The following is a 12,718-nucleotide window of genomic DNA, read 5'->3' as shown; positions in this document are numbered from 1 at the left end:
GCAGCATCGTCCGGAGACGCGCGTGCCGCGCTCCTCGCCATGAGGATCAAATCAAATGGCGCTCATGTATATTTCTTGTCGCGTTCGAGCAGTTCGATCGAAATGCCCTGCGGCCCACGGATGAAGCAGATGCGAACGCCAGGACGTATGGTGGTCGGCTCCTTCGTGAACTCGACGCCCTTGGCCTTGATCTCGGCGGCGACCGCGTCGATGTCTTTCACCGTCAGGCCAAAATGATCGAGCCCCTGATAGGGCGTCACCGGTGGCGGGTTGACGCCGTCGCTGGCGGCAACGGGTGCGATGAATACGTTGGCGCCGCCGAGTTTGACGTCGAGCCGCCCCGGGGCGCGGACGATCTCGCCGCCCAGAATGTCTTCCAGCCAGGCGGCAGTCGCTTCGGGATCGGGGCTGCGCAAGTGCACATGGTCCCAGGTAACGGTCGGCATCTCGATCGGTCTCCCATTATTGTTGTTGCGGCGCTGAAGGTCGGTTGCGTCGCGCGGCAATGAAGCCGCCAGCCAATCCACAACTCTATCCTGCAAGCCTTACCCTGCAAGCCTTGCACCGCCGCCGCAATATTGTCGAGGTGGCATGAAACCATTCCTGCCCTGGATGATTGTTGACGGCGGCGGGATCCGTACAGCGGCGGTCGTGATAGAAGCCGTACGGGAAAACGCCCGTATGGCTTTTTTCATGCGCGGCACGGCAATCGCCGACGCTGCCGGGTGAGGGCGAGGATATGAGAATCGCCGGGTGGTCGTTCGGAAAAATCGAAGCGCGGCTTGCCGTGCTGCCGGCGATCGCTATCGTTGGATGCGCCATATGGTTGATGCTCCCGCAAGCGAGCGATGCCGAAAGCCATTTGGCGCCGACGCCGTCTGAAGTTGCCGGCGTCACGCAAGGCATTTCCCGCACGGATGATCCGGCCGCGACTCAAGCGCCCCTGCTGAGCCCGGGGCTGGCAGCAGTTTCTACCGATCCCAACCAGGCGGTTGGCGCCGCGGCGCCTCTCGACATCGCGCCGCCAGAGACGGTTGTCTCTGCCACGTCGCCGCTCGACGGCCTGAAAATCATCTCGCAGTCATGGCGAAGGGGCGGGCTCGGCTCGAAGGCGCTGGTGACCTTCACGCTTCGCAACACCAATGACTACGCGGTGAGGGATATCGAGATCGCCTGCAATTTCATCCGCCGGGACGGCAGCCATCTGACCGCCCGCAGGCGGATCATTCCCGATACCGTGAACATGAAGAGCCGGAAGCGATACGCAGGCATGCTGGTTGGGTTCGTCAACGTCCACGCGAATAAGGCGAAATGTTCGCTGGTGACGGCCAGCCGCGCTTAGCCCTGTGCGGCCGAACTCACCTTTCATCTCCAAAATGTGACCTGCGCCTTTGAACCTTGCAAGTTGAGCAGGAACTAAACGCTATATGGCCCGTTGGGCGATTGAACCGCGCGCCGTTCGCGCGGGGGAGTAAGACCTATGCCTGTGGCGCGTTATTTCCTGTTTGTCGGCGGAGTGCTGCTCGCGCTGTTGTTGGCGATCGATGCGTTTGTCCCACAACAGGCGGTCGTGGCCAGCCAGGCCGTTTCTTCGGTCGACAAGACCGTTTCTTCGGCCGACAAGACCATAGTGCGCATTCGTTCCGACCAGAAGCTGCCGGAGCGGGTGGTCTTTGACACCAACATTCCGACCATTGTTCCGCCGCCGTCCGTGACCGCCCAAGCCGTTGCGCCGTCCGCGCCTGCCGCAGCGCCTGCCTCGGCCGACGCCGCTCAGGCCCGAGCGCGGGAGACGTTTGCCCAGTACGTCCCGGCGGAGGCGAAGAAGCCGGAGCCGCCGGTCCAGCGCAAGCGCAAGGTGGCAAGAAGCCGTCCGCCGTCGATGCAGTTCGCGCAGCCGCCGCAAATGCGGGTCGCGCAGCAGTCACAATTTGGCTTCTTCGGCGGCCCGAGCTGGAACACCTGGTAAGCGCCCGCCTGATTTAGCGCGGTAGCTTCGGAATCTTGTCCGCAAAGCCATTGTAGCAGGTCAACCGTTCGTCTTCCTCCTTGACGAAGCGGCAGTCATTGACGCCCTTCGCCGCCGGCGCCTTTGGTTTGGGCTGTGGCGCATAAATGGCGTCGTAGCAATTCAGGCGTTCCTTGGTCGCGTCGTCGATGTCCTGGCAGGCCTGCAACTTTTGGGCGACCGACAACGGCTTTTCTTTCTTGCCCGCCGTCGGATTCTTCGCCCCGACCACAACCAGCGGTTTGCCGCCAATGGTGGGAGGATTGGCCGGGCCGGCCGGGGTACTCGTTCCCTGAGCCAGCGCCGCCGCCGGATACAGGATCGCCAGCGTCAGGATGATCTTTCTCATATGAAATGTCCGAATAGCCGTAAGCTGAACCAGCGCCGCTGGGGAGACCACAACTCCCGACCCTCGGAATCGAAAGTCCCGCTGGGCGCCTGCGTTCTCTAGCATCATCCCCGAGCGTCTGTCTAACCCGTTGATTTAATAGCCATTCAATTGAGACCTGCGACGGTCTGGCGGGAGCAGCCGGGCCCTGACGTTTGTTGCAGGTGCGCTGCGGACGCTGCATTGGCGTCGTCCATGGCGAGGCGGCGCTACCAGACCGAGCGATTGCAGAAGGGCGACGTCGGCTACATTCCGCGCGGCTATGGCCACTCGATCGAGAATGTCGGCAGCGGACCCGCGCGCATCCTGATCGGATTCAATGCGGCATCTACGAGACCATCTGTCGCAATGGATCGCGGCAAATCCCAAGGATGTCCTCGCCACGAATCTCGGCCAGCGGTGGGACTGTTCGGAAAATTCCCCGACCGCGACGTGATCATCGTCCCAAAGGATGGGGCCCGTTGGGGAGAGCGCGTTTTGCGTCCCTGAAAACCCCGCCTGATCTCGCGAACAATCGCATCAGTGGGGTTCAGGTGCAGGTCTAGCGTAGGCGATAGGCGTCAAATGCGTGGGCCAGGAATATGCCGATGCTGACGAAGACGAGGAATGCCGTCACGACCTCGGTCATGGCCTTCCTCCCTGTATTGCCATGCCGGGAAGGGCACGCTTGAGAAATTCGCGATAGATGAGGTTGAGGACCGATACCAACATGATCTAACCCCTTGTTTGATCTTGGGACCCTAGCGGCTCTTTGTTTCCGGAGCGCTTCGCGGCGGAGCAGAATGGTTTCGTCGCGCCGGCCCGCGATCACAGAATCGCGACGGAACCGGAACCATCCGTGTCAGCGATCGGCCCGCCCTTTTCTCGCCATCCTAATTCAGGAGACGTGCGGGGGCGGTGCTACGGGGCAATGTTCCCAAAGGTCCTACGTGATCATCCGACATTTGCAGCAAAACGAGACTTTTAGGTCGCGCCGCGCATTCCTGCGCGGAATTGTGTCTTCGGCCAGCGCGCTTGCGCTCGGCGGATGCGCCAGCCTTGGCGCGACGGGCGCGCGTTACGACGCTTCGTCGCTCTCGGTGGAGCCGACATTGCTCGTCGCAACCACGCGCAAGCCGGTGAGTGGCGGGCGCGCGAAACCGTGGTTCGGGCCGGAGCGGGCTTCGAAGATGATCGTGGCACGGGCGAAGCTGGTGCCGCCCGACGAGAATCGTTTCTCGCTCGCCGCAGCCGGACTTGGCGATTGGCGTCTCGATACGGTGGAGCCGGTATCGGGAGAGGTCGGTGATCTTCTCGGGCAAACCAGCGGCGGCTCGGACGTGCTGATCTACGTGCACGGTTTCAAGCAGACGTTCGAAACGGCGGCGCTCGATGCCGCGCACCTCGCCGACGGCATCAGATTCCGCGGTCAGACGATGGTGTTCTCCTGGCCGTCCAAGGCGGGACTGTTCGATTACGCCTATGACCGCGATAGCGCGATGTACTCCCGCGATGCCTTCGAGCGCGTGCTGCATTCCCTCGCCACTGCCCCGAGCGTCGGCCGCGTTCACATCGTCGCGCACAGCATGGGCACCATGCTGACCCTCGAAGGGCTGCGTCAGCTCTATGCGCGATATGGCGACAGCGTTGCCGGCAAGATCGGGGCCGTGGTGTTCGCCTCACCGGACATCGATATGGATGTGTTCTCTTCGGCGACCCAGAACATCGGACCGCTCACCCGCAAGATCACCGTCGTCGCCTCGACGAATGATCGCGCGCTTGCGTTGTCGGGACGATTGGCCGGTGGAATGACGCGGGTCGGCGCCGCCGAGAAGGCCACCATCGAGCAACTCGGCGTGCGCGTCATCGATGCCTCCGATTCAGGCTGGGGCATCATCAACCACGATCTGTTTCTATCCAATGCCGAGGTACGCAAGGTGATACGCCGCTCGATCGATACCTCGGCCGCGTGAGCTCGGCTTCGGCGCAGCGGCATCGCACGACAACATGATAGCGCCCGTCCATCGCCGGCAAGCGGCCATCACAACGTCACCGTGTTGTCACCCATAATCTCGCCAAATTGACGGAACATTTATTCGTGGCCGGCACCGTGGTGCCCGTCTCGCCTCGAACTACTCAACGCTTGAATTGCTCAACGTGCGCAACGCCGACCGGTTGTCGGCGCACGATGCTTTGCGAGTCGATCGGGGAGATCTGGGCGACAGCAGGCCTTGCCGGTGATCCAATTGTTCAGTTGTTACAGAGGAATAAAAATCATGCGTCAAGCAACATCCAAGGCCGAGGCAGGTTCGAGCGCGAACCGTCGACAGGTGCTATCACTCGCGGCGGGCGTCGCCTTGCTCGCGGGCGTCACTACGGCTCACGCGCAGAGCACGGGCATCGCTTCCTGCGACGACTTCCTGACCAAATACGACGCCTGCGTCGTCTCCAAGGTCCCCGAGGCACAGCGCGCGATGTACAAGACGCAGATCGACCAGACGCGCAAGGCGTGGGTCGACATGGCCAAGAATCCGTCGACCAAGGCGACCATGGAAGCGACCTGCAAGCAGACCCTGGACGCAACGAAGGCATCGCTCACGGCCTATGGCTGCTCGTTCTGATCGGCGCATGCGCCGCTGAAAGGAGTGGCGTCGAATGGGCGCCACTCCTTGAAGGCGGGCGGTACCAGACCGGGAGCAGCCGACGATGCCGGCGAGGCGCTCTTTCGGAATTTGGTCAAAGCGACGTGGGCAGCGCCGGCACACGATTCACGATCAAGCGGCGCGCCTTCAAGGCGCGGTCTGCAAACTTATCCTTGTCTCGATTAACCACTTGTTAACCATAACGCCCCAGCATTGCCGCTTCATAGAGAGTCGCCAAGGACCGTAATCCGAAGGCGCAATTGACCGTTCATCTTGGGGGCGAGCAGAGGCTCGCGGGGCTCCAAGGAGCAACGTCATGTCATCATCTGGCGCACGCCTGCTGTCCGATTTCGTCCCGGCGATTTTCGGCGCACTTGGTTTGGGTATTCCGATTGCGGTCGCGATCATCTGGATTTGTTCCTGATCGCGGTATGCCGCTTGGCTTATTACGGCGCCCGTCTGAGCGGGTGTGGTGCAGCATGGGGTGAGGTCAGTTGGCAGTCCTTGCGACTGGCCGCCCCATCCCCGTGATGCTATCTTCCGGAACCGATCAACAGAGGAGGCAAATTGCTTCCAGAGGTTCTCGACCTTCATGGTCCCCGTTCGCCACGTAACGCATTGCTTTGTCTGAACAATGCAAGCGCCCGCGAGACATCATTACTATCGGCGGAGCGGTTCGAACGAATGATTGGCTCCGCGAGCATCGCGACGTTCATTGAGCCTGGTCAGGCGTTCCTTCTGGCGTTCGAGCAGACAGACGACTACGACGGCATCCACTTCAAATGGTTTCGGAGCCGCTACGACCGGTTTCTGTACGTCGACCGTGTCGTCGTCGCCAAGGAGCGCCGAGGCCAGGGTCTGGCTCGGATACTGTACGCCGACCTGTTCACGCGAGCTGAGGAGCGTGGCCACAACTGCATTGTCTGCGAGGTCAACGTGCAACCGCCGAATCCCGAGTCAGATAGATTTCATTCAGCGCAAGGTTTTCGAGAAGTCGGAAGGGCAACTATCGACGATGGAACGAAGACCGTCCGCTATCTCCTGTGGCGCCGTAATGGCGACCGCAAATGACAATCCGCGGCTCTCGCGCCAGGAATAGAAGCATATGGTCCTGTCCTGCTACGTCGCAAAGGTCGCAACGCGAACTGCCGCTTTACCTGGCTTTCCCGATATGAGGGAAAAATGACGGCGCCTTACAAAATCGTGGTCGCTGGCGGTCGTGGACATACAGGCAGCGCCATCGTTTCGGCGCTTAGCGTTGATCCCGCATTTGTTCACGTTGGCAATCTAGGCCAGCACACCAGTCCTTAGCGCCAAGAGGCGGTTTGCTCCAGCGCGTCGTGGCGTGCTCTGGCCTAGAAATGGCGCTCCAGCGTTGATGAAAGTGATAACTACGTTTCCGCTTCCGCACTCTGATATTCTCGCCAACGACGCGCAATTCCGACCGCGAATATCCAGGCACGCCAAAACCATTACGACCATCTGCTGAGCACGGCGGCTTCGTCGGCCCCAGTTCGTTCGGTCCGTGACCGGCGAATGCTCGTCGTCCAGCGGTCCCGCGTAGCAGCGATGCTACCGTCATCGAGCATATGATTGGGCTGCGGCTTCCAAAAAAACCGAGCGTTCGGCAATTCGCTAGCTTACGTCGTCACAGGCGGCGCCTCCTTCCGCACAATTAGTAAGCCAGACGGATAACTATTATTGACAGCCCCTCGGCGCGCAAATATAGTTAGCCGTATGGATAACTTATCATCGAGTCTCGACCTTGTGTTCGGCGCGCTTGCGGACCCAACCAGAAGAGCGCTCCTTGAGCGTCTGGGCGAGGGCGAGGCCTCGATCGGGGAGCTCGCCGAACCATTCGACATGGCGCTGCCGAGCCTTATGAAGCACGTCCGGGTGCTTGAGGCCGTCGGTCTCGTGGAATCTCAGAAGAGTGGGCGCGTTCGCACCTGCCGGTTGAAGCCGGCCGCCATGATCGATGCTGAACGTTGGCTGGCCGAGCAGCGTGCGGTTTGGGAGGCACGCCTGGATCGGCTCGAGGCCTATGTGAAGACAATTGAGAAGAAGTCCCGGAAGCGAAGGTTGAAATAATTGAATTCCGCAAACGGCGGGCGCCCCCTCGCTGCGGCCACGATCTCCGGGAGTTCGAAAGCGTCGTTGACACCACCGTCACATGCCCATCCCAATCAAAGGATTTGATCATGACCTCTTCCACCAACGCCGCGCTTTCGCAATGGGCGCTCGATCGCGAAATCGTTCTCTCGCGGGTAATTGATGCGCGACGCGACGTTGTGTTTTCTGCCTGGACTGACTCGAAACATCTGCCGAGCTGGTTCGGGCCAACCGGTTATAAAATCGAGACCAAGGAGATCGACATATGTGTCGGCGGTCTGTGGCGCTTCGACATGATCGCGCCTGATGGTCAGCTCTTCCCCAGCCGGATGCAATTTCGTCGTATTGAACCACCGACATTGATCGAGTTCGATCACGGAGCGGACAGCGATGACGATCCGGGGCGGTTCCGGACAACCATCACGTTCGACGAACAGGGCGATAGCAAGACCGTGATCACATTGCGTCAGTTGCATCCAACCAAAGCGCAGCGCGACGCGGGCATCGGCTTCGGTGCAGTCGAATATGGTTACCAGACGCTCGAAAAGCTCGCGCGCCATGTCGATGCCCTGAAGGGCTGAAGCAGAGGAGAGACGCAATGAGACGTTTGGTGGTTTGGAACGTGATGACGCTCGACGGCTATTTCGAGGGTAAGAGCCCGTGGGACCTCGGCTTCCTTGAGACGATCTGGGGAGACGAGTTGGAGGCGTTCTCGCTCGAGCAGGGCAGGGAGATCGGCACGCTGCTTTTCGGACGGCGGACCTATGAGGGCATGGCCAGCCACTGGGCCACAGCGACCGGGGTGGTGGCCGACATGATGAACTCGGTCGAAAAGGCGGTAGCGACCCGCACGCTCGACAAGGCGACGTGGAACACCACGCGACTCCTGAAGGGCGATGCGGTCGAGGCGGTCAGGGGTCTCAAGGCGGAGGACGGCAGTGGGGCTGTTTCCGACACCTACGACAGGAACAATACGCCTGTTTTCCCGTTTCGGCCGGTCAGGTCGAATGGGGAGGGCGAGGCGCGTGGAACCATGCGGGTGAACGGTTTTCTCGTGCCGGCACATCGGCGGCCCGGACGGGCCGCAGGCCGCTGCGGCAGGCTCACATCCCCAATGATCACGACACGCCCCGTTGGGCGGATTGAAACTTGCGGGAGGACAGGCCTGTGGCGAAGAATGCGAACGAGAAGGCGGCAGCCGGCAAGCCGGCGCTGAACGGGATCAACGGCGGGGCTGCGGCCGAGCAGGCGAGCCCGACGGATCGCGCGCTCGATCCGGAGTTGCTGGCGCAGATCAGCGCGTTCAAGACGAAGATTCAGGCTGGCGTCGGCGAGGTGGTCCTCGCGATGCTGAACCTGCCGCGCTACCGCAACCAGACCCTGGCCGACGTCATGCATCTCGTCGTCGAGCCGATGACTCGCGACCGCATCGCCATCGCCAAGGCGGGCGGCGAGGGCAAGGTCGAGGAGACCGCCGGCATCGCGATCTGGGCCAGCGTGTCCGAAGAGGTCGACGCCAAGATCCGCGAACAGATCCAGGCCCGCGTGTTTCCGATCCGCCTCAAGGCCGATGACTGGACCAGCGGCGAGACCACTTGGCTGCTCGACGTCATCGCCCCCTCGCAAAAGGTCGCCACCGCCGTGCTCGCCAACTTCAAGCAGGTGGTGAAGGACAAGCCTGTGCGGATCCACCCGATCGTCAGCCAGCTCGTCGATCCGGCAGTGCTGGAGAAGATGAAGGTGCGGCCGGTGGGGGAGGCAGGGGGCAAGGGAGCGTGATCGGTGACTTCGTGGGCATCAGTTCAAATGAGATGATGGCAACAGCATGAGCCAGCACACCGACGATACTTTGGTTCGAGATATCACCGACGCGGTGAGCGCCATTCTGAACGATCCTGCAATGAGCAGGATTGTCCGAGGCGCGGGCGAGACCGCACCGCTTTCCGACGAGGACGAGGGCGCTCTTTTTGATTTCGTCAGCGCACAACCGTTTATGGAGCGTTTCAAGGCGAAGTATTTCGAGTCAGAATCCGAATTTGATCGAACGATACTCGAACCATCAAATCGGCGGCATCTGGCGAGGCTCTGCAACACCTGCCTTACAATTGCGATGGCGCGTCGGATAGCTGGCGGGATCTATCGGAGCGTCGACGACGAGGGCGTGCAAAGGGAAATCGCCAGGAACGCGGTTCCCAGCGAAATTCGGCACGACATAGTCAGGCATCAGGATAGCTGGGTATCCCCCAAGATAACATTCCAAGAGTACTATCAAATTCTCAAGGAAGCCTCCTCGGAGCCGAATTTCAATCACGCCGCGCGAAGAGCGATCGACGCAATGAAAGAGGTCGGCGGCGACTACCATGATCGTACCGTGTGGGGCCCGGCCCGGGATGCGCTTGAGCACATTCCCTACAAGTATTTGCGAAGACTATTTGCGAAGACGAGGGCTGTCTTCGAAGCCACGGTTCTGGGAGCCGATCATGGCCCTGGTGGAGAACGGAATAGACATCAGCGACGAAGAGCAGGTGCGTCGGTTTCTAACCAGGTTCGACTTTGCTGGCTTCTGGGAGACGGAATCGTGAGCGCTGCACCTAGTACGGTTCTTGTTGATGCCGGCGTGATCGAGAATCTGTTCACGGCCGGAATGACACGATCAATGGCGGCGATGGCACGGATACGGCCTATTACAACGGCGTCGGGTCGACCTACTCGATCGTGACGACGGCCGGTACCATCCAGGTCACCGACAACCAGACGACGGCGAACGGCAACGATGGGGTCGATACGCTATCGAGCATCGAGAAGCTCATCTTCCGCAACGGCGAGACCGTGACCCTCGCCGCGCCGATCATCCTCGATCTGGATGGCATGGGCGTCGAGACGAAGACCGCTACCCAGTCCTCGGCGATGTTCGACATCGACGGTGACGGGATTGCCGACGACACCAGCTGGATCGGTGCTACGGAAGCCTTCCTGTTCCTCGACCGCGACCGCAATGGCACCGTGAGCGGCATTGCGGAGCTGAGCTTCATCGACGACGTCGCGGGCGCCCACTCCGATCTTGAGGGCCTGCGCGCGTTCGACAGGAATGGAGACGGTGTCCTCGCGACCAATGATGTCAGGTTCTCGGACTTCCGGGTGTGGCAGGACCGCAATGGCGATGGCATTGCCCAAAACGCGGAGATCCTGTCGCTGCTGGAAGCGAATGTGCGCTCGATCAACCTTGTGGCATCCGCAACGGAAGCTGCATGGGCATTCGGCAGCACGGCGATCGTCAATCGTGGGCTGTACACCCGCACCGATGGCACCACGATGGAATATGTGGATGCAGCGCTGACCCACGCGTCCGCCCCGCAGCCGCCGGCGGCCGCCGTACCGCGCTTCCCAGAGGCACCGGTCAACAGCCTGGCTTCGGCGCTTGAAACTCTGGCCGCGGGCCTCCCGGGTTCGATCGGCGATTGGCTCGGGCAGACCGCGCATGGGCGGGCGCTTGCGGACATGCCCGGAGGAGCGATTACCGCAGGTGATCGGGCACCCCCTTCATATGCTGGCGCTAGCGACAATGGCTCGACGACTGCTGGTCGTGCCGACACCCGGGGCGCGCATCCGCCCACCATAGGCGATGCGGACCAACTCCTCGCACTGATGCGCCAGGATATGTCCGCGTTCGGTTCCAAGGTTGGTGAGGCCGATCTCAACTGGCGGCAAGGCCGAAACATCGCGGCCGATGGACTTCTTCGCCTGATGAGCCTCAGGACGAACCGCAATTGCAGGGCCGCAGAAACGCGACCTTGCGATTGCCCGGTCTGATCTTCCAGCGCTCCGGCAACTTGAGGCGTGACCTCAACCGGGCAATGCAGGCCCTCAGATTCTCGCCTGTACGCGCGACAACCATGGGACGCAGAAGATCGTTCGCATCTCATTTCTGTCGAATCATGAAGGTGCCTGCGCCGGACGCGCGGTTTGATCTAAACGCGCCGGATCCATCGTCGGTGCGTTTTGATCAATGCGAACACCGTCGCGAAGGCTGGTTCTTATTTCGATTGAGTGCAAATTGTTCTCGGCGTTTCATCGCGCCGCTCACGCTGCGATGTGACTGGCGCACCACGGCCGATGAAGATGGGCACTATTGCTTCGCCGTGGCGCTATGAAGGAGTAGCCGATCATGCGCTCAAGCCGGCGAGACTGCGATGGACCGCGATCTCGTGCTCCGCTTCGCGCCCGGTTCCCTTCATGATTTTCGCAGGAAGTCCGTGAGGTCTCGATTGTGCATCTCCGATGTCAGTACTATATTGTACACAACCGTACACAACCACTCACACAGGGTCTCTCATGAAGTCGACAACCTTTACGGTGCGCGTCGATACGGGCGTGAAGAAGCGGCTGGAGCGATTGGCCAAGAGTACTGGTCGCAGTCGTTCCTTTCTCGCCGCCGAGGCCATCAACGAATATCTCGAAATCAATGAATGGCAGGTGGCCGGTATCAAGCGCGCTATCGCCTCGCTCGATCGCGGCGAGGGGATTCCGCACGACCAGGTTAAGGATTGGGTCGCTTCTTGGGGAAGCGTAAGCGAGAAACCGGCGCCCAAGAGTTCATGAACCCCATCTGGTCGCCAGAGGCGATTGCCGACCTCGCGGCGTTGCGGGCTTACATCGCGCAGGACGATCCTGCGGCGGCGCAACGAGTTGCGCTCCATATCATCCGCAATGTTGAGACGTTACTTCCCAATAGCCCCGAAATGGGGCGGCCGGGTCGAGTTCCGGGGACGCGGGAGTTCGTGATCCCGAGGACGCCATACATCGTGCCGTACCGTCTGGTCGGCAACACGATCCAAGTCCTGCGGGTCTTCCACAGTGCACGCCGGTGGCCCGACGCTTTTTGAGACGTGTCAGCACACCGCCGCGCTTGGATACCGGCACCGAGGCCGATGAGAACTACGCCCATCACTGCATCAATCCATCGGCGCGCGCGCTTGTAGGCTTGGCGGATCGGGTTCGACGCGAAGAATAGAACTACGCTCATCCACCAGATTGCCGACACCCCGAGCGCCGTTCCAACCGCCGCGGCGAAAAGCCAGCACGACGCATCGGACGGCAGCATCACGACAAAGATGCTGGAGTAGTACGCCATCGATTTGGGGTTCAGGATATTCGCCAGGAAACCGGATCGCACAGCTTCCCGCGCCGACACCGGTAGATATTGATGATTCGCCAGGGTCTCCCGCTGGCGCAGCGCGGTCATGAGCATCCTGACGCCAAGCCAGACCAGATAAGAAGCGCCAGCCACCTGCAAGGCAGTGTAAATCGCCGGATTGCGCGCAATGACTACCCCAAGGCCGATGGCCGCCAGCAGGGCCCACGCCATCGTCGCCAGCAGGACACCGCAGACCGCCAGCAACCCCAAACGCCGAGAACCGGCTATCGACGCGCTAGACACGATCATGAATTTGGGGCCAGGGCTGGCAGCATCCAGGAGTTGAACAACGGCAATGCTCAGCAATACTCCAATGCCGTCCACGCGATGGCTCCTCATCGATCAGTTGCGGTGTTGCTCAGCTGTCCTGCCCACTCGCGTCCATATACCACGTT

General features: G+C 61.0%; 17 protein-coding genes and 1 pseudogene. 15 read left to right on the top strand and 3 right to left on the bottom strand.

From position 1 onward, the window contains the following. Positions 1 to 62 precede the first annotated feature (62 nt). Positions 63 to 446 carry a VOC family protein gene (locus tag V1277_RS01090; protein ID WP_334420255.1) on the bottom strand — a complete coding sequence of 128 codons (384 nt, stop codon included), beginning with the start codon at positions 444 to 446 and terminating at the stop codon, positions 63 to 65. Between the two features lie 145 nt (positions 447 to 591). Between V1277_RS01090 and V1277_RS01085 the strand changes: the two genes are divergently transcribed. From V1277_RS01085 to V1277_RS01075, 3 genes are all read left to right on the top strand, one after another. After that, positions 592 to 729 (top strand): hypothetical protein, encoded by a 138-nt coding sequence (locus tag V1277_RS01085; RefSeq protein WP_334414690.1) that lies wholly within the window; start codon positions 592 to 594, stop codon positions 727 to 729. Between the two features lie 10 nt (positions 730 to 739). Continuing rightward, positions 740 to 1,342 carry a hypothetical protein gene (locus V1277_RS01080; protein WP_334414689.1) on the top strand — a complete coding sequence of 201 codons (603 nt, stop codon included), beginning with the start codon at positions 740 to 742 and terminating at the stop codon, positions 1,340 to 1,342. A 138-nt stretch (positions 1,343 to 1,480) separates the two neighbouring features. Continuing rightward, positions 1,481 to 1,969 carry a hypothetical protein gene (locus V1277_RS01075; RefSeq protein WP_334414688.1) on the top strand — a complete coding sequence of 163 codons (489 nt, stop codon included), beginning with the start codon at positions 1,481 to 1,483 and terminating at the stop codon, positions 1,967 to 1,969. A gap of 13 nt (positions 1,970 to 1,982) precedes the next feature. Here the strand turns inward: V1277_RS01075 and V1277_RS01070 are convergent, their stop codons facing one another. Next, positions 1,983 to 2,357 (bottom strand): hypothetical protein, encoded by a 375-nt coding sequence (locus tag V1277_RS01070; protein ID WP_028345462.1) that lies wholly within the window; start codon positions 2,355 to 2,357, stop codon positions 1,983 to 1,985. 234 nt (positions 2,358 to 2,591) lie between these two features. Here V1277_RS01070 and V1277_RS34925 point away from each other — a divergent pair, with 234 nt between their 5' ends. The 12 genes from V1277_RS34925 (at position 2,592) to V1277_RS01015 (ending at position 12,012) form a co-directional block, all read left to right on the top strand. Then, positions 2,592 to 2,885 (top strand): cupin domain-containing protein, encoded by a 294-nt coding sequence (locus tag V1277_RS34925; protein WP_442894435.1) that lies wholly within the window; start codon positions 2,592 to 2,594, stop codon positions 2,883 to 2,885. Between the two features lie 506 nt (positions 2,886 to 3,391). Continuing rightward, the gene (locus V1277_RS01065; protein ID WP_334414687.1) at positions 3,392 to 4,348 is read left to right on the top strand and encodes an alpha/beta hydrolase; all 957 of its coding nucleotides are present in this window, start codon (positions 3,392 to 3,394) and stop codon (positions 4,346 to 4,348) included. A 303-nt stretch (positions 4,349 to 4,651) separates the two neighbouring features. Next, complete coding sequence (locus tag V1277_RS01060; protein ID WP_334414686.1) at positions 4,652 to 4,996, top strand: hypothetical protein; 345 nt, start codon at positions 4,652 to 4,654, stop codon at positions 4,994 to 4,996. A 588-nt stretch (positions 4,997 to 5,584) separates the two neighbouring features. Then, positions 5,585 to 6,088, top strand: coding sequence for a GNAT family N-acetyltransferase (locus V1277_RS01055; RefSeq protein WP_334414685.1), 504 nt, complete (start codon positions 5,585 to 5,587; stop codon positions 6,086 to 6,088). Between the two features lie 666 nt (positions 6,089 to 6,754). Further along, positions 6,755 to 7,108 carry an ArsR/SmtB family transcription factor gene (locus tag V1277_RS01050; RefSeq protein ID WP_334414684.1) on the top strand — a complete coding sequence of 118 codons (354 nt, stop codon included), beginning with the start codon at positions 6,755 to 6,757 and terminating at the stop codon, positions 7,106 to 7,108. Positions 7,109 to 7,218: 110 nt separating this feature from the next. Next, the gene (locus V1277_RS01045) at positions 7,219 to 7,710 is read left to right on the top strand and encodes an SRPBCC family protein (protein ID WP_334414683.1); all 492 of its coding nucleotides are present in this window, start codon (positions 7,219 to 7,221) and stop codon (positions 7,708 to 7,710) included. Positions 7,711 to 7,727: 17 nt separating this feature from the next. Further along, a complete protein-coding gene (locus tag V1277_RS01040) occupies positions 7,728 to 8,345 on the top strand; it encodes a dihydrofolate reductase family protein (protein ID WP_334414682.1) in 618 nt (205 codons plus the stop codon). Beyond that, positions 8,297 to 8,908: a toxin-activating lysine-acyltransferase gene (locus tag V1277_RS01035; RefSeq protein ID WP_334414681.1), complete on the top strand. Its 612-nt coding sequence runs from the start codon at positions 8,297 to 8,299 to the stop codon at positions 8,906 to 8,908. The genes V1277_RS01040 and V1277_RS01035 overlap by 49 nt, the downstream gene beginning before the upstream one ends. Before the next feature lie 46 nt (positions 8,909 to 8,954). Next, on the top strand, positions 8,955 to 9,848 hold the full coding sequence (locus tag V1277_RS01030) for a hypothetical protein (protein WP_334414680.1): 894 nt from the start codon (positions 8,955 to 8,957) through the stop codon (positions 9,846 to 9,848). Continuing rightward, positions 9,845 to 10,939, top strand: a complete 1,095-nt coding sequence (locus V1277_RS01025) for a hypothetical protein (protein WP_334414679.1) — start codon at positions 9,845 to 9,847, stop codon at positions 10,937 to 10,939. The genes V1277_RS01030 and V1277_RS01025 overlap by 4 nt, the downstream gene beginning before the upstream one ends. A gap of 522 nt (positions 10,940 to 11,461) precedes the next feature. Further along, on the top strand, positions 11,462 to 11,728 hold the full coding sequence (locus tag V1277_RS01020; protein ID WP_334374686.1) for a CopG family ribbon-helix-helix protein: 267 nt from the start codon (positions 11,462 to 11,464) through the stop codon (positions 11,726 to 11,728). Beyond that, the gene (locus V1277_RS01015) at positions 11,725 to 12,012 is read left to right on the top strand and encodes a type II toxin-antitoxin system RelE/ParE family toxin (protein WP_334420254.1); all 288 of its coding nucleotides are present in this window, start codon (positions 11,725 to 11,727) and stop codon (positions 12,010 to 12,012) included. Before V1277_RS01020 ends, V1277_RS01015 begins: the two co-directional genes overlap by 4 nt. Positions 12,013 to 12,056: 44 nt before the next feature. Here V1277_RS01015 and V1277_RS01010 read toward each other — a convergent pair. Further along, positions 12,057 to 12,662: pseudogene (locus V1277_RS01010) on the bottom strand (LysE family translocator); the annotation flags it as partial. Positions 12,663 to 12,718: the final 56 nt, after the last annotated feature.

The organism is Bradyrhizobium sp. AZCC 1588, assembly GCF_036924735.1.
Classification (GTDB): Bacteria; Pseudomonadota; Alphaproteobacteria; order Rhizobiales; family Xanthobacteraceae; genus Bradyrhizobium.
Note: the sequence above shows the minus strand (reverse complement) of the source record. Positions and strands in the feature narration are given on the sequence as shown.